General features: G+C 61.2%; 20 protein-coding genes. 13 read left to right on the forward strand and 7 right to left on the reverse strand.

All coding sequences use genetic code 11. The features are described 5' to 3' along the window. The first annotated feature begins 112 nt into the window (after positions 1-112). From U5A67_RS31120 to U5A67_RS31150, 7 genes are all read left to right on the forward strand, one after another. On the forward strand, positions 113-1,162 hold the full coding sequence (locus U5A67_RS31120; RefSeq protein ID WP_321817360.1) for an aromatic ring-hydroxylating dioxygenase subunit alpha: 1,050 nt from the start codon (positions 113-115) through the stop codon (positions 1,160-1,162). Between the two features lie 31 nt (positions 1,163-1,193). Further along, on the forward strand, positions 1,194-2,765 hold the full coding sequence (locus U5A67_RS31125; RefSeq protein WP_321817361.1) for an FAD-binding protein: 1,572 nt from the start codon (positions 1,194-1,196) through the stop codon (positions 2,763-2,765). Between the two features lie 56 nt (positions 2,766-2,821). Continuing rightward, positions 2,822-4,195: an MFS transporter gene (locus U5A67_RS31130; protein WP_321817362.1), complete on the forward strand. Its 1,374-nt coding sequence runs from the start codon at positions 2,822-2,824 to the stop codon at positions 4,193-4,195. 89 nt (positions 4,196-4,284) lie between these two features. Next, positions 4,285-5,421, forward strand: a complete 1,137-nt coding sequence (locus tag U5A67_RS31135) for a mandelate racemase/muconate lactonizing enzyme family protein (RefSeq protein WP_321817392.1) — start codon at positions 4,285-4,287, stop codon at positions 5,419-5,421. Between the two features lie 110 nt (positions 5,422-5,531). Then, complete coding sequence (locus U5A67_RS31140) at positions 5,532-6,038, forward strand: hypothetical protein (RefSeq protein ID WP_042297888.1); 507 nt, start codon at positions 5,532-5,534, stop codon at positions 6,036-6,038. Positions 6,039-6,052: 14 nt separating this feature from the next. Next, on the forward strand, positions 6,053-6,241 hold the full coding sequence (locus U5A67_RS31145; protein WP_321817363.1) for a hypothetical protein: 189 nt from the start codon (positions 6,053-6,055) through the stop codon (positions 6,239-6,241). 86 nt (positions 6,242-6,327) lie between these two features. Then, positions 6,328-7,038, forward strand: coding sequence for a GntR family transcriptional regulator (locus U5A67_RS31150; RefSeq protein WP_321817364.1), 711 nt, complete (start codon positions 6,328-6,330; stop codon positions 7,036-7,038). A gap of 421 nt (positions 7,039-7,459) precedes the next feature. Here the strand turns inward: U5A67_RS31150 and U5A67_RS31155 are convergent, their stop codons facing one another. The 3 genes from U5A67_RS31155 to U5A67_RS31165 all read right to left on the reverse strand — a co-directional run bounded on the left by U5A67_RS31155 (position 7,460) and on the right by U5A67_RS31165 (position 10,181). Then, the gene (locus U5A67_RS31155; protein WP_321817365.1) at positions 7,460-8,839 is read right to left on the reverse strand and encodes a serine hydrolase; all 1,380 of its coding nucleotides are present in this window, start codon (positions 8,837-8,839) and stop codon (positions 7,460-7,462) included. 574 nt (positions 8,840-9,413) lie between these two features. After that, positions 9,414-9,620 (reverse strand): hypothetical protein, encoded by a 207-nt coding sequence (locus tag U5A67_RS31160; protein WP_321817366.1) that lies wholly within the window; start codon positions 9,618-9,620, stop codon positions 9,414-9,416. Between the two features lie 33 nt (positions 9,621-9,653). Further along, positions 9,654-10,181: a hypothetical protein gene (locus U5A67_RS31165; RefSeq protein WP_321817367.1), complete on the reverse strand. Its 528-nt coding sequence runs from the start codon at positions 10,179-10,181 to the stop codon at positions 9,654-9,656. Positions 10,182-10,541: 360 nt separating this feature from the next. On the opposite strand from U5A67_RS31165, the gene U5A67_RS31170 reads away from it, so the two are divergent. Both U5A67_RS31170 and U5A67_RS31175 read left to right on the forward strand, forming a co-directional pair. Further along, on the forward strand, positions 10,542-11,171 hold the full coding sequence (locus tag U5A67_RS31170) for a response regulator transcription factor (RefSeq protein WP_321817368.1): 630 nt from the start codon (positions 10,542-10,544) through the stop codon (positions 11,169-11,171). 291 nt (positions 11,172-11,462) lie between these two features. Further along, on the forward strand, positions 11,463-12,377 hold the full coding sequence (locus U5A67_RS31175; RefSeq protein ID WP_321817369.1) for a sensor histidine kinase: 915 nt from the start codon (positions 11,463-11,465) through the stop codon (positions 12,375-12,377). Positions 12,378-12,418: 41 nt separating this feature from the next. Here the strand turns inward: U5A67_RS31175 and U5A67_RS31180 are convergent, their stop codons facing one another. From U5A67_RS31180 to U5A67_RS31190, 3 genes are read right to left on the reverse strand one after another with little or no spacing between them, the layout of a single operon-like run. Next, positions 12,419-12,931 carry a hypothetical protein gene (locus tag U5A67_RS31180; RefSeq protein ID WP_321817370.1) on the reverse strand — a complete coding sequence of 171 codons (513 nt, stop codon included), beginning with the start codon at positions 12,929-12,931 and terminating at the stop codon, positions 12,419-12,421. A gap of 19 nt (positions 12,932-12,950) precedes the next feature. Then, positions 12,951-13,442: a hypothetical protein gene (locus U5A67_RS31185; RefSeq protein WP_321817371.1), complete on the reverse strand. Its 492-nt coding sequence runs from the start codon at positions 13,440-13,442 to the stop codon at positions 12,951-12,953. Positions 13,443-13,446: 4 nt separating this feature from the next. Further along, on the reverse strand, positions 13,447-14,247 hold the full coding sequence (locus U5A67_RS31190; RefSeq protein ID WP_321817372.1) for a DUF2092 domain-containing protein: 801 nt from the start codon (positions 14,245-14,247) through the stop codon (positions 13,447-13,449). Between the two features lie 358 nt (positions 14,248-14,605). Here U5A67_RS31190 and U5A67_RS31195 point away from each other — a divergent pair, with 358 nt between their 5' ends. After that, complete coding sequence (locus tag U5A67_RS31195; protein WP_321817373.1) at positions 14,606-14,968, forward strand: response regulator; 363 nt, start codon at positions 14,606-14,608, stop codon at positions 14,966-14,968. A 110-nt stretch (positions 14,969-15,078) separates the two neighbouring features. Here the strand turns inward: U5A67_RS31195 and U5A67_RS31200 are convergent, their stop codons facing one another. After that, entirely contained in the window at positions 15,079-16,491 is a 1,413-nt protein-coding gene (locus U5A67_RS31200; RefSeq protein ID WP_321817374.1) for a DUF2252 domain-containing protein, read from the reverse strand. Between the two features lie 26 nt (positions 16,492-16,517). Here U5A67_RS31200 and U5A67_RS31205 point away from each other — a divergent pair, with 26 nt between their 5' ends. The 3 genes from U5A67_RS31205 to U5A67_RS31215 all read left to right on the forward strand — a co-directional run bounded on the left by U5A67_RS31205 (position 16,518) and on the right by U5A67_RS31215 (position 20,933). Next, positions 16,518-17,663 (forward strand): hypothetical protein, encoded by a 1,146-nt coding sequence (locus U5A67_RS31205; RefSeq protein ID WP_321817375.1) that lies wholly within the window; start codon positions 16,518-16,520, stop codon positions 17,661-17,663. Between the two features lie 86 nt (positions 17,664-17,749). Then, positions 17,750-18,880 (forward strand): transporter substrate-binding domain-containing protein, encoded by a 1,131-nt coding sequence (locus tag U5A67_RS31210; protein WP_321817376.1) that lies wholly within the window; start codon positions 17,750-17,752, stop codon positions 18,878-18,880. 211 nt (positions 18,881-19,091) lie between these two features. Beyond that, the gene (locus tag U5A67_RS31215) at positions 19,092-20,933 is read left to right on the forward strand and encodes an SPFH domain-containing protein (protein ID WP_321817377.1); all 1,842 of its coding nucleotides are present in this window, start codon (positions 19,092-19,094) and stop codon (positions 20,931-20,933) included. Positions 20,934-20,963 lie beyond the last annotated feature (30 nt).

Raw genomic sequence — 20,963 nt, forward strand, 5'->3', positions numbered from 1 at the left:
GCTCACCGGAGACTCCGCATAACATGATGAATACTAAATTGAATACTATTTTTTATTTCGGCGATGGATCTGCCGTCATGGCAGGCCGCATCAATCGATCAGGAGACAAACGATGTTCCTTCGCAACTGCTGGTACATGGTGGGATGGGCCGCGGACTTTTCCGCTGACGCAATCGTGCCATTCACGGTGATGGACGAGCCGCTTGCGATTTATCGCAAGTCGGATGGCACGCTGGCCGCGCTGGAAGACCGCTGTCCGCATCGGCTCGTGCCGCTGACCGTTGGGCGCAAGGAGGGCGATGAACTACGCTGCATGTATCACGGTTTGAAGTTTGCCGCTGACGGCCGTTGCACCGAAATCCCCGGCCAGGAGCGTATTTCGGCCAAAGTCTGCGTGCGTGCTTATCCGATCGAGGAGCGCCACGGCGCAGCATGGGTCTGGATGGGCGATCCGAAAAAAGCGGACGCTGCCTTGATTCCGCCGATTATCGGCCCCGACGACGCGGACTGGGCGATGGTCTGCGCGAGCTTCGACATCGACGCAAACGCTGAACTGATCTCCGACAATCTGCTGGATCTCTCGCACGCGCCGTTTGTGCACGAATCGACCTTCGGCGGCAGCAACATGAAATCGCTCAAGCTGATGAAAGAGAGCGAGACGAAGCGAGGCATGGCGGTGCTCGAGCGAGGCGTGCAGGCCGACCGCTGGCACGCGGGGCGTCAGTCGAATCCGTATTTCGGCGAAGTGCCGTCCGACGACCGTGTGGTGAGCACCTTCCTCGTTCCCGGCGTGTTCATCCTGACGATTCATTCCTACGCGCCCGGCGTTCAGGATCGCATGGGCAGCGACGGTCCCGTTGAAGCCCCCATCTTCGCGCGCTGCACCAACCAGATGATCACGCCCGTCAGTGCGACGAAGTCGAAGTTCTTCTACAACTTCGGCCCGTGGGCCAAGGGCGCCGATCTCAAGGCACATTGCTTCGGCATTGCCGACGCGGCGTTTCAGGAAGACAAATTCATCATCGAGGCACAGCAGGAGCTGATCGGCCGTTCGCCGGACAGCAAGATGATCATGCTCGCCATGGATGCACCGGTACTTCGCTACAACGAAATCTACGACCGGCTGCGTTCGGCTGAACAGCCGGTGAACCAGGCCGCCTGAGTGTACCCATCCGTTTGTCGCGAGAGAATCGATGCAGAACAATGAACTGACGGTGACGTGGTCCACCCCCCGCTGGGACCTGGAAGCCGATATGGTGGTGGTGGGATACGGCGGCGCGGGCGCGTCCTTCGCCCTGAGTGCGGCGGAGTTGGACGCCGATGTGCTGATCCTCGAAAAGGGCGAGCGCGGTGGCGGCAATTCGGTGTGCGTCGCCGGTGGCCTCATCATGACGTCGAACGACGAGCAGGCTACCTTCGAGTACATGAACTGGCTGTGCGCCGGACAAACCGATGAAAGCGTGCTCAAACAGTTTGTACAGGGGCTGAAGGCGATCCCGGCTTTTCAGCACAAACTCGGCCTGCCGTTGAAGGACAATCCGAAGCCATTCAGGGCGCCGGGATTTTTCCCCGAGTTTCCCGGTGCGCCCGGCAGCGAGAGCGTGCAGGGCATGAGCGTGGTGTCGGCGCCCGGTGGTGCGGGACTGTATAACGCGATTGCGGCGGTGGCAGAGCAGCGCGGCGCGCGCGTACGGTGCAGCACGACGGTCACGCGACTCGTGCAACATCCGGTGACGCGCGAGATTCTCGGTGTCGAGGCACGCACGGCCGACGGAGAGACACTGGCTGTCAAGGCCCGCAAGGCGACCGTGCTGGCCAGCGGCGGTTTCGAGGCAGACGAATCGATGTGTCGTCAATTCATCACGCCTTGTCCTGTTTATTTTCTTGGCAGTCCGAATCTGACGGGCGATGGTATTCGTATGGCGCAGGCGGTGGGCGCGCAACTCTGGCACATGAATGCCGTGGCGGGACCGCTCAGTTGGGGCATCAAGTCGAAGCGCGGGCATGTTTATGTGACGCACGACCTGAATCGCATTGCCGGATTCGGCTACAACTCGGGGGCGTTCAAGGATGGCGGCAGCCTGATATGGGTTGACCGGCATGCAAAGCGCTTTCACAACGAAACGACCGATACGGCCGAAGTGCGTCACGGCCTGGCTAATCGCGACAGTTGGCTCGCCACCACGCCGGAGGTGCCGGAATTCAGCCACGTTCCGGTATTCCAGATTTTCGATGAGAAAGTTCGCGCAGGTGGCGCGGCCATGACGACGCTGAATTCACGCACGCCTGCCTGGAGCGCCGATAACCTCGCCGAGCTGGATGAAGGCTCGATCATCAGCGCGAACACGCTGGAGGAACTGGCGCTCAAATGCTCCTGGCCTGACATCCCCGGAGTGGCGCGTGCCGGTCACCTGGATCCGGAGGCGCTGAAGGACACGGTCGCACGCTACAACACGCATTGTGAGCAGGGCAACGATCCTGACCACGGACGTAGCAGCTTTCTCGTGTCGCTCGATACCGGGCCGTATTACGCAGTCGGCCCAATGTTCCCGACTTATCTCAACACGCACGGCGGCCCGAAACACGATGCGCGCCAGCGTGTGCTCGACCATGACGACCGGCCGATTCCGCGTCTTTATGCCGTCGGTGAGTGTGGGTCGCTATGGGGTCCTTACTACAACTCGATGGGCGATATTGCCGAATTCATCGTCTCAGGTACGACTGCGGCGCGCGCAGCGGTCGATGAGCCTGCGTGGGACCGCTAGCGAAACCCAATACAGAAGTCAATCACATAAAAAATATCGCTTCATAGGAGACAGCAATGTACGAGAACCCCACTGCGCACGACGCACCGCCTCGTTCCGCCGATCGCGCCGGCGGATCGCATGCGCCTTTCACTGTCGCCGAAGGGGCAGTAAGCGCTGGTGGCTGGCCGCTGCTGGTGATCCTTACGATCGTCTATGTGGTGTCGTTCATCGATCGTGGCGCGATTTCGCTGGTGGTCGGGCCGATCAAGCAGGATCTGGGCGTATCGGATTTGCAGGTGAGCTGGCTGCTTGGGCTGTCGTTCATGCTGCTTTACAGCGTGCTGGGCATCCCGGCCGGTTATCTCATCGATAACTGGCGTCGCAAGCGTCTGCTCGGCGGCGCGATGTTGCTGTGGTCGAGTGTGCAGATTCTGTGCGGTCTGAGCCAGACCTATCTGCTTCTGTTCCTGACGCGCATCGGTCTGGGTGTTGGTGAAGCTGTGCTGCCGCCCGCCGCTGCATCCATGATCCGCGATGCATTTCCGCCCGAGCGTCGCGGCCTGGCATTCGGGATCTACAACATCGGGCCGTTGCTGGGCACAGGCCTCGCGCTCGTGCTGGGCGGCTATTTGCTGAAGTTTTCGGCCGCGGGCCATCTCGCCGGGATTCCGCTGCTGGGTCTGCTCAAGCCGTGGCAGTTCGTGCTGGTGGTGCCGGGCCTGCTTGGCATCCCGCTTGCGCTCATGCTCTGGCTCGTGCGCGAACCCACCCGCCGCGACGCCGTGAGCGCCGACAAGGTCAGCTACGGCGATGCCCTGCGATATGCCTGGGCGCACAAAAGCGTCTATCTGCCGCTGTGGTGTGCGATCTGCCTATACGGCATTGCAATCGGCAGTCAGATGGCGTGGTTACCCGAGATCATCGCGCGAACCATGGGTTATAGCCGCCCGGTTATCGGTCAGACGCTGGGGGCCGTCGGGCTGATCGCGTCTCCGGCGGGACTGCTGATCTGGGGCAGCATTGCCGATCGCCTGCGCAAGCGCGGGATGGTCGACGCGCCGGTGCGCGTGGCGATCGTCTCGACCGCGATTGCTGCGCTCGTTACCGCAGCGTTTCCGTGGATCGAATCCGCGCAACTGGGCGTCCTGGCGTATGCGGCGCAGACGTTCTTCTTTGCGGTATTCGCCGTCGCGGGAGGGGCGACGATGGCCAATCTCACGCCCGGCAACATGATGGGCAAGCTCACCGCGATCTACTACCTCGTGACGAATCTGTTCGGGCTTGCGCTCGGGCCCACGGTTGTCGCGCTCGTGGCGCGTGTGCTGTTCGCGGGGGCGGGCGCGCTCGGTCACGCGTTCGTTGCCTGCTACGTCGTATCTGTTGGCCTTGCGATCGTGCTGCTGATGCGCGTCAGCCGATCGATTCGCGCTCGCGCAGCCGAAGCCTGATAACACATCGTGGCGCGCGCCACGTCTATTCGAACCTCGCTCCTCTTATTGCCATGAAAATCACCCGAATCGAATGTATTCCATTGTCGATGCCGTTAAAGAAGCCGCTTCGACTACCGAACGTGACGATCACCTGCCTGAATACCGTGTTGCTGCGCGTTTATGCCGATACAGGGCTGGTGGGCGTGGCGGAGTCCGGCGACACGTCGTCCTGGTATCGCGGCGAAAGCCAGGCGTCGATTGTCAGCATGATCTGCGACGTGTTCGCGCCGCGCATCCTGCTTGGTGAGGATCCGCGCAATATCGAAAAGATCGTCGGCGCGATGGACACGCTGGCACGCGATAACAATCAGGCCAAGGCGCTGGTCGATTGCGCACTGCACGACCTGAAGGGCAAAGCGCTGGGAGTGCCGGTCTATGACCTGCTTGGCGGCCGCACGCGCGAGGCGGTGCCGCTGGGCTGGGTGCTGTCGGCAGGCGAGCCGGAGCAGGTCGCCAGCACGGCTGTGGCCGCCAGGGAGGCAGGCTACGCGGCATTCAAGCTGAAAGTAGGCCGCGGCACCTTTGAGAACGACATCGCAACGGCTGCGGCCGTGCGCACTGCACTAGGCGATGGCGCACGCATCATGCTGGACGCCAATGGCTCCTGGAACTATGAAGAAGCGCTGCGCACGATCAGGCGGCTCGATCGATATCGGCTCGATTTCGTCGAGCAACCGTTGCCGCATTGGGATCGCGATGGGATGGCGCGTTTGCGCGAGCGTGTCGAGACGCCGATTTATGCGGATGAAGGCGCGCAGGAACTGCACCATCTGCGCGAAATCGCCGAGCGGCGCAGCGCCGATGGCGTCATTCTCAAGGTGCAGAAGGTGGGCGGCCTGCTGAAGGCTCAGCGCTTCCTGGCCGTTTGCCGGCTTTACGACCTGCCGGTGTTTTGCAGCACCCTGATCGGCTCCGGGATCGAGGCCTGTCCGAGTACGCATCTGTGGGTCGCCGATCAGTGGGCCTGCCAGTTCATGAGCGAAAGCGCCGGGCCGCTCGCGGTGCATGCAGCATGGAATAGCGATGAAATTCCCGCAGGCGAGGATCTCGCACTGGGCGGACAACGCTTTCATCGAGGCCATGCCTACCCGAACGAGCGCCCCGGCTACGGTGTGGACGTCGACGAGACGCTGCTCGCCCGCATCGGCACGCCGGGAAAACCGGCGGTCAGTGTGGGTGAGTGAGTTGCGACCCGGATTCGCCGGGGCAAGCGGAGTCTATGCGCAGCGCTTTCGCCCGGCGTTCCACGGTTCGTGGTTGGAAGACTTATTAACGAGTATTCAGGAGACAGTGTATGAACAGCGCCAGCACCTCACCATGGAAGTACGTCATCATGTGGCTGCGGCTCTACTTCGGAGCCCACCTCTTTTTCTCGGGTATCCGATACATCACGAGCGGATATGTACCACCGATTCCCGGCGTCGGCGGTGCATACGTTGCGGCCGCCACGACGATCCACCTGTATCCCGCGGTCAAGTACATGGAGTTCGTCTTCGGCACGATGCTGCTGACGAACCGCTTCGTGATGCTTGCCCTCATTCTGGAAATGCCGACTACGGTAACCATCTTCTGGCTCAACACCTTCGTTGTCGCGACGCCGCGTCAGCTTTTTTCGGGTCCGCAGGAACTGCTGATGAACGGTCTGCTGCTGCTTGCCTATAGCGGCTACATGGCTTCGGTCTTCCGTCCCACACTCAAACCAATGTGGCTTTGGGATGGCTGGAAGGGCTACTTCAAAAACGAGACCGGAACCGAGCCTTTGAGCCAGCCGCTGTCTTCCGCGCGGCATGGCAAAGCCTGAATCAGGAGATCGAGATGAAAAAAGAAACGGCAATCGCAGTGGGAATCTGTCTGCTGCTGACGGTGGCGGCATGTATCGGTTCGACCGGGCTTGGCTATGCGGATTATCGTCCGCTGCGCAATTTCGATTATTTCGGGCTGGGCGTATCGTGGCTGATGTTCATCATCTTTCTGATCCGCGATCGCCGCGCCGGGATTGCCTGATCGGGATGTGATCGCGCGCCTGTTCGCCGGTTGTCGCGGCTGGCGAACAGGCGCGCGGGCACTGCCCTTAGAATAGCGGCTGTGAGATGCGAACACCGACGCATTCAAACGCTAGAGAGACGACGAATCCCGTGAGCAAAATCGAACTGAAAGATATCGATATCCCCGCGCAGGTTGCCGAAGATATCCGCAAGCTGATCAACCTGGGTACGCTCTCACCGGGCCAACAATTGCGGCAGTCCGAACTGGCAGAGCGCTTCGATATCAGCCGGGTGCCGGTGCGCGAAGCGCTTAATCTGCTGGCTGCAGTCGGCGTCATCGTGCACGATCCGAATCGAGGCTTTTTCGTGGCGCCGCTCTCGTCGAGCGAAGCGGCGCAGCTTTATCGCGCGCGGTTCCTGATCGAGAGAGAACTGTTTTTGTCGATCGCGTGGCCGGACAATGCGCAGACGGCCACGCTGGACGCCATGCTATCGAAGCTCGACGAACACCTGAGCAAACGTCAGCGCTCGCCGTGGATTGAGGAATACTACGCGTTCTATGCCTGTTTGTTCGACCTGTCGCCGGAGAAAATCATCCGTCGCGAGGCGTTGAGGCTGATCCGGCTGACCGATCGCTATCGTGCGCTGGCAACCGAAGCCAATCGTCCGGATGACGCGATGCATGCCCATCTCGAACGGTCTCTGTTGAACGCGATTGCCATGCACGATCGCGAACAGTTGATGGAAACCTATACGGTTGAGCGCGAACGTATCAAGGACGCGGTGATGATGGTGCTTGAATCGCGCGCGTTGTGAGACGTAGAGAAAGTTATCGCGCCCCGCGAGGTGAATCGATGCGGAGCGCGGTGAAGTACGATTTAAACCGGCGTACCGTTCAAGCTGCGTCTCAGGGCGAGCCGATTGCCCTTGCGCAGCGACGCGGGACAGGTGCGGCCCGTCAATGTCCTGGGTCAGAGCTGGGTTAGTGCAGAACTGCGCAGTGCCCAGCGTAGGCGAAACAGCAAAAGACCGGCCTGTCGTCTCGGCTCGAGCGCGCGTGCCTCGCTTGACGTGTGCGGGGAATTGCCTGCAAACGACCCGAACCAGCTATTCGACGCTGGAGGCCGCCACTGGCCGGTTCTGCTACTACAGCCGGCAACAGCACACCGCACCTCGCCGATAAATTAGCGTGCCCGTTGCCCGGCAAGGTGCTATGAGCAGACCGCTGGCGCGGCGTTCACGACGACGCATCGGGAAGTGCGCTGATAACTTCCTTGACGAGCCGGTCTGCTCCGTCAATGTCGAAGTGCGGGGTTTGGGCGTCGCCAAGTCGCACTATTACCACTTGCTTCGACGGCACGACGATTATGTACTGTCCCAGATTGCCGAGCGCGTAAAACGTGTCGGCGGGTGCGTCCGGCATCAACGGCATTCCGTCAGCCTGCCCGTTGCTTGTGAGGCTATGGTGGTTGATCCACCAACCAGCCCCATAATTTGTCGCGAGCGTTGGCGTGGTCGACCAGCGCACCCAGTCCTCCGGTAGAATTCGCTGTCCATTGGGCGCGACGCCATCATTCAGGTACAGATCGCCAAAGCGGCCCCAGTCGCGAGCCGACGCGAGCATGTAGTGGGCGCCGACTGGCGTACCAGTTTCGTCCATTTCCATCGTTACATGCTGCATCCCGAGCGGCATGAACAGCTCGTCGTGGGCAAAGCGTTGCACATCGACCGCGGTGCCCCCAACTGCGTCGCGTACTGCGCGCGCGACGAGATGAACGCTTGCACTGCTATAAGCCCAACGCTGTCCCGGCGCCGCGATGGCGCGGGCGCGTCGCGCAGCTGTGGCCATGTCGCGCGTGTGGACGTACATGATCCGGTTCGATGGATCAAATCCGCTGCCGGTCTCGTCGATGTCGAGGCCGCTCGTCATGCGCATGAAGTCCGAGAGCGGAACTGACCTGCCTGAGCCATTGTCGAGTTGCACAGGAGCATCTATGCGCAGCTTCCCTTCGCGAACGAGAACACCGACAAGCGCGCTCGTTACCGACTTGCTGATCGAGAAGCCGAGTATTGGCGTATCCGGCCCGTAACCGGGAGCGTATCGCTCGGCAATCAGCCTGCCTTTAAACAACACGACAACGGCCTTTGTCCGGCGCAGCGCCTCGGAGGGTTCTTCTGCAAACTCATCGTCAAGCGCACGGGACAGCTTGGGTGATGTACCAAGAGCGATCGGCAGAGAAACCTTGGGAATTGGAGATAGTGGCTGCGGCAACGCTAGCGACGCAGCGTCATCATCCTTGACGATCGTGCAGCCCCATGTCCCCCGGAAAACCGCGCGACTGGTGAACGCGCCTGCGAGGCTCGCGCTGACCTCCCGCTGCGAGCGGTCGACGCTATAGTTGATTAGCGGAGCAATCAAGTCGAGGCCCGGTCGCGAAGCGATCGTTTCAGCAAATATCGTGTCGGGCTGTTGTCCGCTTATGAACGTTTCCGAGCAGATGTCGTGCGCGGTGGTGCCAGTAGCTACACGAGCCGCATAATCTGGACGTACCAGCGCGCAGCCACCAAGCGACAGCACGAGCAGGACAAAGAAGAGCAATAGGCGTTGGTGATTCATTACTGGTTCACGACGGGCTGACGCACATTGGAGACGCGTTCATTATCGCTGCCCCCTTCGCAGATGGCGGACGTTGCTCACGATAACAACACTGATTGCTCGAGTCACCTACAGTCAGGCCGGCTTCTCGGGCTACCCGTGTAAGGGGCTGCTTGCGTCACAAATCGGACACACTGATGTCCGATGTAGAGAACGATCGAACGTTGCTTGCTGGCCGACTTCCGACCCATGCAAACTGCATTTTCGAGGGCGCAACCGAAATTGGGCCTAGGTTTGCGATCCAACTGTGTATAGCCAAGCACGGAGTGTGCGAGCAGTGCTACGCGTATCAATCACGCAAAACGAAGCGAGCGCGAACGCACCCTCCGCGGCAATGGTAATCCAGTACGCAAGAATCCACTGCAATATCAAACAACCCGTAAAGACGTTACGCCACGACGGTCCCGGTGCAAATCTGACCTTCCATTTCTGCGGCGTGGGCGGCTTCGATTGAGCACTTCGTGGGAAATGCACCGCAGGCGGCGAGCTAACGCAAGGACCGCAAATTGCGGTCCTTGCGCGTTGTTGGCCGCGATTATTGCGGTGAAAACGACGGCTGGAGACTGATGAGATTGAGCGGCGCAACCCGGATAAGTCCTCCGCGCGGGCTGTCGATATCGGCGATCAGGGCAAGCGACAGGGACACGGTAAAGGGCAGCACGAACAGCAACACGCGCCGCCCGCTGCCCGCACGGATGCCGTAGCCCTGCATCAGGTTGCTGAAGAAGGCAATCACGATCATGAGCATCCACGCCGAGAGCGGAATACGGTTGATCTAGGCCGCCTGGGTGTAGCCCTGCGTATTGAGCACATCGTTCATGCCGGCGACGGCGAGCGCCGTGATGGGATTGGGCTGGGCGAGGGCGGCGTCGCGCACCGTCGACCACAGCCGTCCTTGAAGATCCGCGGTCTTGCGGTTATTGGCGTCGAGTTCATCGGTATTGCGGGTCTTGTAGTATTCGATGCGCAGTTGCAGATACTGCGCCAGCAGCGGCCTGATGGTTGCTCCGCCTGCCGCGCCGATCAGGTCTGCACGGACGTACTCCGTCCCTATCGCATTGGCTTCTTCCTCTTCGTAGTTCTTGCGCTGGTCATAGCGGCTCACGGCCATCGACAGCGTGAAGCCGATCAATAACGCAAGAAGCGTGAGCGTTGCGCCTTGCACCACGTTGAAGTTTTCGCGCGCGTCCTCGGAAAGCGGCGCGATGCGGTGCAGCAGGAGCGCGCCGAGCGATGCGCCGAGCGAGAGCAAAACGAACAGCACAACGAAAAGGATCGCCGGATGATGAATGAGCGGTGTCATAAAGGTTTCCAGATGTCGTGCGTTATCAATTTTTGCCGTCGGAATTTACACCATTTATTTTCATGCTACCTGTGAGGCTGCTCTAAAACCGCTTTCTCAAAGATTGAGAAGAATTTCAACAAAAATGTTTGAAAACTATTTGAATAATATTGTGAGCCGATTGGAGAAAGTAGATGCAGAAAGAATTTATGTTCGGTATTGGGGAGGCCAGACAACATCATTTCAAATAACTTGCTATAAAGCTTTCCATCTGCACAGTTCCGAGAGCTCAGGGAGGGGCGCGAGGAAAAAATAACGTGCGCATGCAAATTGGCTTCAGACGTCTGACCGGTTTCGGTTATTGCAACAATGGAGCAAACCGTGAGCGAATCTGCAAACAAGCTGGTTCATGTGGTCGATGACGACGCCTCCATGAGAAAGGCATTGGGTAGGGTGCTTAATCACTCCGGCTATTCGGTGAAGGAATACGCGTCAGTGGGTGACTTCCTCGTGAGTGACCCGCACGACTGGACGGGCTGCCTCCTGCTCGATCTGGTGCTGGGCGGGCCGAGCGGTCTTGAGCTCCAACAGGTGCTGTCGCGCCAGCAGCGCGCGCTCCCTATCGTATTCATGAGCGCATACGGCGACATACCGCAAACCGTGCAGGCCATGAAGGCCGGTGCGGTGGATTTCCTCGTCAAGCCTATCGAACGCGATACCTTGCTGGGCGCGCTGGCTTCGGGCTTCGGCGAAGCTGCGGCCAGTGACGCCAGTCATACGATGGTGACACCGGAGTCGTCCAACGATGTGATCTCGTACGACCTTGGCGAGCGTGAAAAAAGCGTGCTGCGCGGCATTGTGGCAGGGCGGCGCAACAAGCAGATCGCAGCCGACCTCGGACTGTCCGAGCGGACGATCAAAAGCTGCCGCGCGGGCCTGATGCGAAAGTTCGGCGCGGGCTCGCTTGCCGACCTAGTGCGTTACGCGCAGACACACGCTTGCGCTGCATAACGCGCGGCAGAAGGGCGCCGGCTCGCGCGGTATCGCACGGTATCGTGACAGGCCGGGGCAAGCCGCATCCTCCCGCTGTGCATTCTTCGAACGACAGGGCGTATTTATGTACGGTCGTGAGACTAGCTGTGCGTGTTGTCCGGGCAGAGCTTCATCGTGATGGTCAGGCCGAAGACAAGCGGGCATCTCGTCGGTGCCTGGCTTCGCGCGGGCGTGTTCGTCCTGTGGAGTATCGGCGTGCAAGCCGCACCTTCGATGGAGCCCGAGCAGCCCGCGCGCTGCACGGCAAACGTGGCGCAGATCGAGTGCCATGGTCTTGCTGTTGCGGCGCTTCCACCCGATTGCCTGTTGCTCAATCTCCCGCGCTCGCTGTTCCGGGAATACCGCGTCGCGATGCTGGTGATGCTGGTGGTGCTGATCGCGCAGGGCGCCACCATCCTCGCGTTGCTTGCGCAGCGCCGCACCCGGCGGCGCGCGCAAGCCGAAGCCGTCGCGCGCCGCAGCGAACTGGCACGGGCCGCGCGCTTCGCGACGGTCGGGGAATTGAGTGCTTCGATCGCGCACGAAGTCGGTCAACCGCTCGGCGCGATCCTGAGCAATGCAGACGCTGCGGAACTGTTGGTGAAGGCATCGCGTGTCGATCACGCCGAACTCGAAGAGATCCTGGCCGATGTCAAACGCGACGCGCTCAGGGCCAACGAAGTGGTGCAGCACCTGCGCGCCTTGCTGCAGAAGCAGGGCGTGACGTTCTGTGTGCTGCCGCTTGATGAAACCTTGCGATGTGCCCTCACCCTCGTCGAACCCGAGGCGAGACGCCGCAACATCATGGTCGATACGCGCTTGGCTGCCGACCACGTCGAGGTGCTGGGCGACCGGGTGCAACTGCAGCAGGTCGTGCTCAACCTTGCCATCAACGCGATGGACGCCATGCACGATACCGAACCGCGGCGCAGGTTGCTCACGATCGAATCGGTGCTGCTGGAGCACGGCGTCGAGTTCAGCGTCACGGATCGCGGAGCAGGCGTCGATGCGGCGCTCGCGCAGCGTTTGTTCGAACCGTTCTACACGACCAAGGAGCATGGAATGGGGCTTGGGTTGTCGATCGTGCGATCGATCGTGGAGGCGCATCGCGGCAGGGTGAGCGTCGCGTCGCGAGACGGTCGCGCGACGTCGTTTGTTGTGTGGTTGCCGCGTGCGACCCGCTGATTGCACGGTCTGCACTGAGTACGCTTGCCATCGCGCAGCATTCAACCTTGCCGCGGCGGAAGCGGGCCGAAGAACATCCGCTTGAGCGTCTTTTTGCCAAGCGCGCGGGCGAGTTCGGCTATCACGCAATAATTGAAGATCAGCGTGACAAGGAGAATCTGGACTGCCCAGAAACGTGGCCAACTGATATGCGCCAGCAGTTCATGATTCGCAGCCGCAAAACCACCGGTCTCTTTCCAGAAGTCGTAGAGACGCTCCAGATAGTGAATTACGAGCGCGACAATCGCATACATCAGCGTTTTCCAGCCCACGTTCCAGACCAGTGGCTTATCAGGGAAGCGGTTGATGAAGGGCAGCATGTCGGCGAGCAGCACCGACTTGCCGAGAATCAGCGATGAAATCAGCACCGACGCCGTAGTCTCCGGCGAGATGCCGCTCTCCCTGACCATGAGCGCGCGGATCAGCGCGACGATGTGGAGAATGACGAAAAAGAAGATCGTAGGCGGCAGGACTTTAATGAACTCTTCCTTGATCTTTTCCACGACCGCGCACATGGTTCTCTCCTGCCATGGATCAGTACGGTGCGTTGACCACTACGTATTGCGAGCCTTGTGGCTGATACCAGGTGCTGCCGCATTGCTGGTAGATCATGCCCCGGTAGTTGACCGGTGCACAGTTGGGCGGCACGGAGCGCACGATTGAACCAACGACTGCGGACGTCACGCCAACCGCCGCCGTTACTGCTGCCGCCGTTGCGACGGGATGGTAGTCGTCGTCCCAGCCGCCGTGGTGATAGTCGTTGTGCACATCGACATTGACGTTGCGGTTGACATTGACGTTGCGGTTGACGTTGTTCACGCTCGTATTGCGCACGTTACGCGTGCGATCGTCGGCGCGTGCGCTGTTGACCTGACGAGCGCCGCCGCCGGCAGGGCGTTCCCGCGCTGCATGGCCGCCGCCGCGACCGCCCACCGCTTCTGCGGAAGGCACATGCGCAACGGCAAGACCGAGGATCAGGACGACAGGGAGCAGGAGGGCGCGCTGGCGCTGAAAATGGATTTTCATGGGCCTACCCCTTGTTCGTTGTGTTCGTTGCGACTGGGACGAATTCGATCTTCTTCGCCCCTGACGGAGGTTTGAACGTGAAAATCGCATCCTTGAATTCGGGGCGGGTCGTCCAGTTGATGATAGAAACCGATTGCGGGCGCGCGTCATCGTCGCGGCGCGTAATCACCAGTTTGCGAGGCAACGGATGGGCGTCTGCCGTGATCCAGATTTGCCAGTCGAGATCCTTCTGGCGGAATGCGTAGTGCTCGCAGAGATCGTTTTCGACGTAGTCCTCGCCCGCGAACATGGCGGACTCGAACTGATCCACTGGGGCCGCAGGCGTGCCCCACACGAACAGGTCTGCGAGTGGAAACTCCACGCCATAGTGCTCATGCAGCCGATCGATCAACGCGCCGATCGTGCCGTCGAACGCCACCGTCGAGTAGTAGCGCTGGGCGGGCGTATAAAACGTAACCGACTTGCCGTCGTAGACAATCTCGCGATCGCTGCGCGCGCTCGTCATGACCGCACGAATCCGATTGGGCCGATCCACGTCGAGATCGGCGCTCGCGGAATGCTGGAGTTTCTGACCATCTTCGAGTACACGCTCGCCGGTCAATTCGGTTGAGACGCTAAAGCGCTTGAGCGACTGCAGATACGTGCCCATTTTTTTCAGCGCGTCCACAGCCGCAGGATCGACGGCTTGTGCCGCGCTGCTGCTTGCGGCCATGGGCGTGGAGGCGGGCGCTGCAGTCTGCGCGTAAAGGGGCGGCGCGGCTAGCGTCGCTGTGAGGATCGCAATGCATAAAGCCCTTCTCTTCATCGTATTCTCCCGGTGCGCGAGCGAGGGGGATGAAAATACACGTTCATTTGCGAATGAATTTGCGTGAATGCACAACGCAGTTGCAGTGCGTAATGTAGTGGCCAGTGCGCCGAAAGAAAAGGCAATTGCCCGATTTTGCCCAAAAGGGAAATGCGATTGCCCCGAGTCCCTATGGATGTATTACCGCTTTCAGGCAAGACTGCGTGAATACCGAATCGTAAGGTGCCGCCACGCAGCTCGCACATGCGAGCGCCGGCGACGCGTGGTACGCGAATGTCCTGTGGCGACAGGGCGTGATCCCACGGCGTCAGTGGATGGGCGAGAGTCGCATAACGCTGAGCTTACGAATGCTGGGCGGATGATGGATGGAAACGGCGAGTTGATCGTGATTGTCGAAGACGACGCGGGATTGCGACGCGCGGTCGAGCGCCTCCTGCGGCTGTCTGGATTCGACACGCATGAGTTTAATAGTGCTGAAGATCCAGGGGCCGTCATGTGGGCGTCGTCCGCGCGTTGCCTGATCGTCGATGTCCAGTTGCCAGGCGCTTCCGGGCTCGCATTCTACGAGGGGCTTCCGCAATCGCGTCCGCCTGCGATATTCGTGACGGCTTTTGACGGGCCGGCCGCCCGCCAGGCGGTTGCCGATGCCGGGGGACGCATGTTGCTGGCGAAGCCGTTTCTTGGGCGGGACTTGCTCGATGCCGTGCGCGACGCACTGTAGTGCGTCTGTGACGCGTCAGTGCGCGCAACGCAGGGTTGCGGCCACGCACGGTCGTGATCGATAGTTCACGACCGCGCTGGCGTAGGGATACGGTGCGTAGCAGCTGCCGGTCAGACGCGGAAATCCGCGGCCATGTCTTCGTCGCTGCGCGCTTCCAGTTTTCCAGACCGGCAGGCACGCATAAAAACGTCGTAATCCTTATTGTTTTGCACAGCATAACCAAAGGCATATTCGGTCAGCGCATCGGAAAAGCGCTCGCCGTTGCCCAGATACGCTGCAATCTCGACTGCCTTGCCGCCCGCTTTCGCGTGCGCGCGAGCCAATGCCCAGCCACAGATGCGCGCGTAGCCCTGCAAAAGCGTGTTGCTCATGCGCTCGACTTCCGCCGATACCTTCATGTCCCGCAATTGCCGGAAATAGAATTCGCGCCCTGCGGGCCCGGTAGTCCAGCCAAGAAACGCGTCGCTCGCAGCTTGCAGCAAACGCTGCCCGGACACCACGCGCTGTCCCTGATGCGCAATTGGCTCGGAGCGGAAGTAACGTGCAATCACGGACTCGCGCGCCTCCTTGACCTGCAGGAATAGCGGCGCGCCATGTCCGTCCACGAACAGCATCACGAGGCAAAACGTCCCGACGCTGCCCACGCCGACGACCTTGAATGCGACGTCCTGGAGCTGAAATTGCCCGATCAGCGCCTGGCGGTCGGCGGGAAGCGTGCGGAGATACTCGTCGAATGCCGCGGCCAGTTTGCCCTCCCAGGCTTTGGTATCTGTCCACGCTTCTTCCTTGCCGAGCAACGTGTTGGGGCCGCCCGGATGGAACAGGGCGGGCGGCGCATCCTGCAACAACCAGCGGCCGTCCTTCTGGACGGCCATTTTGGAAAGCATGCTTTCATTGGTTCGCGTGGCGGCTTTTTCCCTGGTCTTGAGCAGCAGGCGCCGGCCTTCGTCGGTGGCGGCCGTATCGATCATGCGCTCGAAGGTGACGATGTCGTGCCAGAGCTCGAGCGTGCTGCACTCGGCGTACTGGTGCATGCGGTCGCGGTATTCATGCGCGACGGTCGCCACAAAGTCAGCGATCGGCCCGTTGCTCACGCCCATATGCTGCCCCGCAATCACGAAACTGGCCGCGAGGCGTTTGACGTCCCATTCCCACGGCCCGGGCGCGACTTCGTCGAAATCGTTGAGATCGAAAATCAGCTGCCGCTCAGGCGTGGCAAAGCCGCCGAAGTTCGAAAGATGCGCGTCGCCGCAAATGGGGAACGCGATGCCGGTATTCACCGTTGCGCCGAGATCGTGCGCCTGAATGATGGCGCTGCCGCGATAAAACGTGAATGGCGAGACGCCCATGCGGCCATATCGCAGCGGGACGAGCGCGCTGACACGGTCGGCGCTATTTTGCTTGAGCAGGTCGACGGGGTCGCGATTCGTGTCGCCAATTTCAGCGTGCTGCGAGCGCCGCGCAAGTTCGCGTGCTGCGCGTCCGATCTCCCGCCGCCGGGCCAGCGTTTCGATTTCTGCCATGGTGTGCTCCGCTGTATGTTCATGGAGTGTCATCCAGAGCGCGTTCGCAAACGATAGGGAGTTGGGGCAATTCGATTGCCCTTCGGGGCAATTCGGGGCAATCGCCTTTAAATCTTTATCCCCGGTTGTTAAATTACCCAGTTGGATGGAGCTACGGTGTGGCTCCCGACCCAAGGATGAGCATGCAGAAGCTGTCCGGCGATATCTTTCGAAGGCGCTCCGGCGGGATCGCCGTGTCGTTCGTCGGCGCGTTGCTGGTTGCGCTGGCGCAGGGTTTCGTCGCGTGCGCAGCGCTGGCGCAAAGTACGCCAGTGTGGACAGGGCCCGACGTTCAGAAACGTGCGAACGGCGTGCTGGCGCTGCTCTCCTTTACGGTGACGCCCGATCTCTCCGCGAGTTCGCTCGGGATCCGCAATGGCGCGACCGGCGATCCATCGTTGAATATGACCCAGGTAGGTGGCGGCTTCACCCTGAGCCCGAGCTTTCCGCTTTATTTGGAAGGCGCGATCGGCGGCTCACGCTACGATCCGACCTTCGTTGTCTCGGACGGACAGGAGCAGCGCGCGTTGCCCACCCGATGGACGAACGTGGCGGCAACTGGGGGGATCGGCTGGGACTTTCCGCTCAACGAAAAGAAGGATCTGGTGATCCGGCCGATCTTCAATTTTTCGCTCGGCGAAGTCCTGAGCGACGCGAGCGCCGCGCAGTTCCTCATCAACCGTAAAACCGACAGCAATATCGACTTCATTCGTGACGGCTCGATGAGTGCTTACGGCCTGGGTGGGTCGCTGATGATCGGCTGGTATCCTCGTCAGGAATCCTATGAATTCGATCTCGAACTGCGCTACACGGATATTTACCTCCAGAGCTTCGGCTCTTCGAGCGCGGTGCGGGGCTCTGCCAACGCGGAGTCGACTAACCTCTATGCACGCTGGCGCGCGCCGGCCGGCTTGCTCGTGTTCCATCGGCCGCTGCGATACGTGCTTGAACTCTCGCATTCGACCTGTCTGGGCAGTCAGGCGGACATTCTCGGCTTCAACCAGTTGACCTCGCTGGGCGCCGGTATCGAAATCGATACCGGTGCGATCACCAAGCTGTTTTCGCGTTTGCGCATCGTCGCACGCTATGCTTTTGGCAAGGACATCACTGGCGCATCGCTTGGCCTGCGCTGAGTTTCTAGATCGCGCGAGGCGCGGCGTGCAACGTGATCGGCGACTCGTGCGCTCCACCGGTTCGCCGCAGCTTCGGGAGAAATGCGATGCACAAGCCAGGTTGGCGGCAGGTTGTGCGGGCGACCCTGCTCGTCCTGTCGATGGCAGCGATGCCGACAGCGCTGCCGTCCGGGGCGAGCGAAGCGGCGCCCGCAATAGCGGCCGCCCAGCCCGGAGTGCAAAGTCCACTGCGTGTCGTGATTGCGCCTGTCGCGCCTTTTGTGATTCCGTGGACCGCGACGCCAGAAGGTTTCAGCATCGATATCTGGAATGAAGTCGCGCGCCGCCTGCATGCCGATTTCGTCTGGCGGCCGGTCGGCACGCAACCCGAACTGCTTGCCTCTGTCCAGCGCGGCGACGCGGATGTCGCAATCGCAGCCATCACCATGACACCGACGCGTGAAAAGAGCGTCGACTTTTCGCTGCCATATTTCGATTCCGGCCTCCAGATCATGGTGCGGACGCAGAACGACAATTCCGTCATGGCGCTGCTCAAATCCGTGCCGTGGCTGGCGATCGCGCAGCTCGTGGCAATCACGGTTGGCATCGTATTTGTTCTCGCCAATCTCGTGTGGCTGATGGAGCGCAAGCGCGACGCCAATTTTCAGAAGCCGTACTGGCGTTCGATCGGCGAGGGTATCTGGGTGACCATGTTGATCATCGCCACCGGCGAGCACGGCGAACGTGAAACGCCCGGCATTTTCAAGCGCATTCTGGTGCCTGCGATGTGGCTGATTGGCGTGGTGCTGATTGCGCAACTCACGGCAACGGTCACGTCGTCGCAGACGGTGGCGCGTTTGCAATCGAGCATACGCGGACCGGACGATCTCCCAGGCAAGAAGATCGCCACCGTGCCAGGGACAATTGCCGCGCAATACCTGACGCAGCGCGGCCTGTCTTATGTGGACGTGACCAATGCTAACGACGGCTTTCGTATGCTCATGGGCGGCGACGTTCAGGCGATCGTCTACGATGCGCCGACCTTGCAATACTGGGCGGCACGGCGCGGCAATGGCGCGCTCACTGTCGTGGGGCCGGTATTCAGGCCGGAAAAATACGGAATCGCCGTCGCCAACGGCAGCCCGCTGCGCAAGTCCATCAACGAAACCTTGCTCGCCATGTACGAGGACGGCACCTACGAGCAGATTTACGGGAAGTGGTTTTCGCAGGCCAAATAAATGCGCGGCTGTTTGAATTGCCCGAAAGGGCAATTCGCTTTGCCCGAAATCCCTATGGCGACATGAAACTCGTCCGACGATACTCGTTCGCAATGGCTATGCAGGATAAGACATTTGCGAAATGGGCAATGCATATTTTCGTGACGGCATCTCTGCGCGAAACGCGCAACCTTATCGGTTGATCGCGGGCGCGTGCCTGCTGCTTTTCGGCATGCTTACGTTCATCGTGTGTCTGCGTTCGAGCTGGGCCGAGTTGCGATGGCTCGCACCGCTCGCAGCGACGTGCCTGAACGTGATGCTCGTGGCGATTGGTTGCGAGCGCAATGTGATGTCAACGGTGGATGCGGCGCATAAGCGAACGTCGCGCGATGCACGTCCGGCGAGCTGGAATTTGCTCAAGCGCGTAACGTGGCGCGCGCTAGCGGGGTGGGCATGGTGCCGGTTGCGCACCGTTCGCTGGTGGCCCTGGTGCGTGCTGGCAGGCGCGCTCGTGTCGTTGCTGCTTTGCGCCGCGACTGTGTTCGTCTTCGACCGGCACGCCGCCGCAGCGGGTCCGCAGGTGCGCAACGTCATGACGCTGGCGTGCGGCGCTGTGCTCGCGATGGCGTTCGTCACGCTGTTGATCGAGCGCGTGATCGCGGCGCGGGTGCCGGTACAGCATGCCGATACCGTTCTCGCCGGGGCATTGCGCATCGCGCTCGTCGTCGCGCTGGCCTGTGCGGCCAGCGCCGGACTGTACCTGTGGCGCGGTGGCGATAGCCGCTGGCTGGCGATCGCGATAGCGCTGCTGCCCGCGCTTGTTGCTGGCGAACACGCCTTGCGCGCCACACTGGCCTGGTTCACGCCGCCGCGTGCGTCAGCGTCGCCGCTCACGCTGGTGGACAGCACCGCCGTGCACTGGCTCGTGCGCCCGCCAAGGTCGCCCGCCGAACTCGGCAAATCGCTGCGCAGCCGCTTCGGTATCGACTTGCGGCAAAGCTGGGTCGTGCATAGCACGCTGCGCATGTTGCCCGCCGCGGGTGTCGCGCTTGTGGCGGCAGGGTGGCTGCTGAGCGGCGTCACGATCCTGCAACCGGAGCAGCGCGCCGTCTACGAGCGCTTCGGTGCACCGCGCGCCGTGTGGCAACCGGGCCTGCACATTGGGCTGCCCTGGCCGTTCGGACTCGCGCGCGTCATCGACAACGGCGCAGTTCATCAAATCGTGGTTTCGGATATCACCGATGCTGCCGGTGTTGCCGATGTTACCAATGACGCAAGCGTCGCCGCACTGCTGATTCCCGCCGACGCGCGCGCGCCTGAACAGCTCGACCGGCTTTGGGACGTGGCGCATCCTTGGGAAACCAGTCAGGTGATCGCGGGCGCGAATGCGCAGCAGCAGAATTTCGAAATCGTCAGCGCCGATGTGCGGCTCGATTACCGCATCGGGGCGAGCGACGCCGATGCGCGCGCTGCGCTCTATCGCGCGGCGAATATCGCCGACGTCACGCGCGCGATCGCCAATCGAGAGATCGTGCGTTACCTCGCGTCGCACACGCTCGACGCGCTTGTCGAAGCGCGCCAGACCGTGATTGCCGATGCGATCCGCCACGCGACGCAACAGCAGCTCGACCGGCTCGGCAGCGGCATCGAAGTGACGGCAGTGGTGATCGAGAGCGTGCATCCGCCAGCGGGCGCCTCGGCGGCCTGGCATGGCGTGCAGGCCGCGCAGATCCGCACGGCGGCGAGTGTCGCCGAAGCCCGTGGCCTCGCCGCCACGCTCGTGGGCACCGCGCACGAACGGGCACAGGCAAGCGTCGCCGAAGCCAATGCAAGCGCTGCAGAAACACTTTCTGCGGCGCACATGCAGCAGACGACCTTCAGCGCGGACATCGCGGCCCAGCAGGCGGGCGGCCCCGCATTCGCCTTCGAGTACTACCTGCGCAATCTGCAGCAGGGATTGCAGAACGCCAACCTGACGGTGATCGACGATCGCCTCGTGAGCGACAAGCGCGCGACGATCGACCTGCGCTCGTTCAATACGGGCGACGCTGCCGGGGCCAAAAAGCTGTTTTGAGTGGCTGTATCCAGCGACTGTTTTGAGAGA

This window comes from Paraburkholderia sp. J69-1, assembly GCF_905220255.1.
Classification (GTDB): domain Bacteria; phylum Pseudomonadota; class Gammaproteobacteria; order Burkholderiales; family Burkholderiaceae; genus Paraburkholderia.

Excerpts from the sequence above, each read along its gene's own strand:
- U5A67_RS31135 (WP_321817392.1), top strand. The coding sequence starts at position 4,285 with ATGCCGTTAAAGAAGCCGCTTCGACTACCGAACGTGACGATCACCTGC.
- U5A67_RS31185 (WP_321817371.1), bottom strand. The coding sequence starts at position 13,442 with ATGAAAATCCATTTTCAGCGCCAGCGCGCCCTCCTGCTCCCTGTCGTC.
- U5A67_RS31150 (WP_321817364.1), top strand. The coding sequence starts at position 6,328 with ATGCGAACACCGACGCATTCAAACGCTAGAGAGACGACGAATCCCGTG.
- U5A67_RS31140 (WP_042297888.1), top strand. The coding sequence starts at position 5,532 with ATGAACAGCGCCAGCACCTCACCATGGAAGTACGTCATCATGTGGCTG.
- U5A67_RS31155 (WP_321817365.1), bottom strand. The coding sequence starts at position 8,839 with ATGAATCACCAACGCCTATTGCTCTTCTTTGTCCTGCTCGTGCTGTCG.
- U5A67_RS31200 (WP_321817374.1), bottom strand. The coding sequence starts at position 16,491 with ATGGCAGAAATCGAAACGCTGGCCCGGCGGCGGGAGATCGGACGCGCA.
- U5A67_RS31195 (WP_321817373.1), top strand. The coding sequence starts at position 14,606 with ATGATGGATGGAAACGGCGAGTTGATCGTGATTGTCGAAGACGACGCG.
- U5A67_RS31180 (WP_321817370.1), bottom strand. The coding sequence starts at position 12,931 with ATGTGCGCGGTCGTGGAAAAGATCAAGGAAGAGTTCATTAAAGTCCTG.
- U5A67_RS31160 (WP_321817366.1), bottom strand. The coding sequence starts at position 9,620 with ATGATCGTGATTGCCTTCTTCAGCAACCTGATGCAGGGCTACGGCATC.
- U5A67_RS31120 (WP_321817360.1), top strand. The coding sequence starts at position 113 with ATGTTCCTTCGCAACTGCTGGTACATGGTGGGATGGGCCGCGGACTTT.
- U5A67_RS31165 (WP_321817367.1), bottom strand. The coding sequence starts at position 10,181 with ATGACACCGCTCATTCATCATCCGGCGATCCTTTTCGTTGTGCTGTTC.
- U5A67_RS31130 (WP_321817362.1), top strand. The coding sequence starts at position 2,822 with ATGTACGAGAACCCCACTGCGCACGACGCACCGCCTCGTTCCGCCGAT.
- U5A67_RS31145 (WP_321817363.1), top strand. The coding sequence starts at position 6,053 with ATGAAAAAAGAAACGGCAATCGCAGTGGGAATCTGTCTGCTGCTGACG.
- U5A67_RS31125 (WP_321817361.1), top strand. The coding sequence starts at position 1,194 with ATGCAGAACAATGAACTGACGGTGACGTGGTCCACCCCCCGCTGGGAC.
- U5A67_RS31215 (WP_321817377.1), top strand. The coding sequence starts at position 19,092 with ATGCTTACGTTCATCGTGTGTCTGCGTTCGAGCTGGGCCGAGTTGCGA.
- U5A67_RS31210 (WP_321817376.1), top strand. The coding sequence starts at position 17,750 with ATGCACAAGCCAGGTTGGCGGCAGGTTGTGCGGGCGACCCTGCTCGTC.
- U5A67_RS31190 (WP_321817372.1), bottom strand. The coding sequence starts at position 14,247 with ATGAAGAGAAGGGCTTTATGCATTGCGATCCTCACAGCGACGCTAGCC.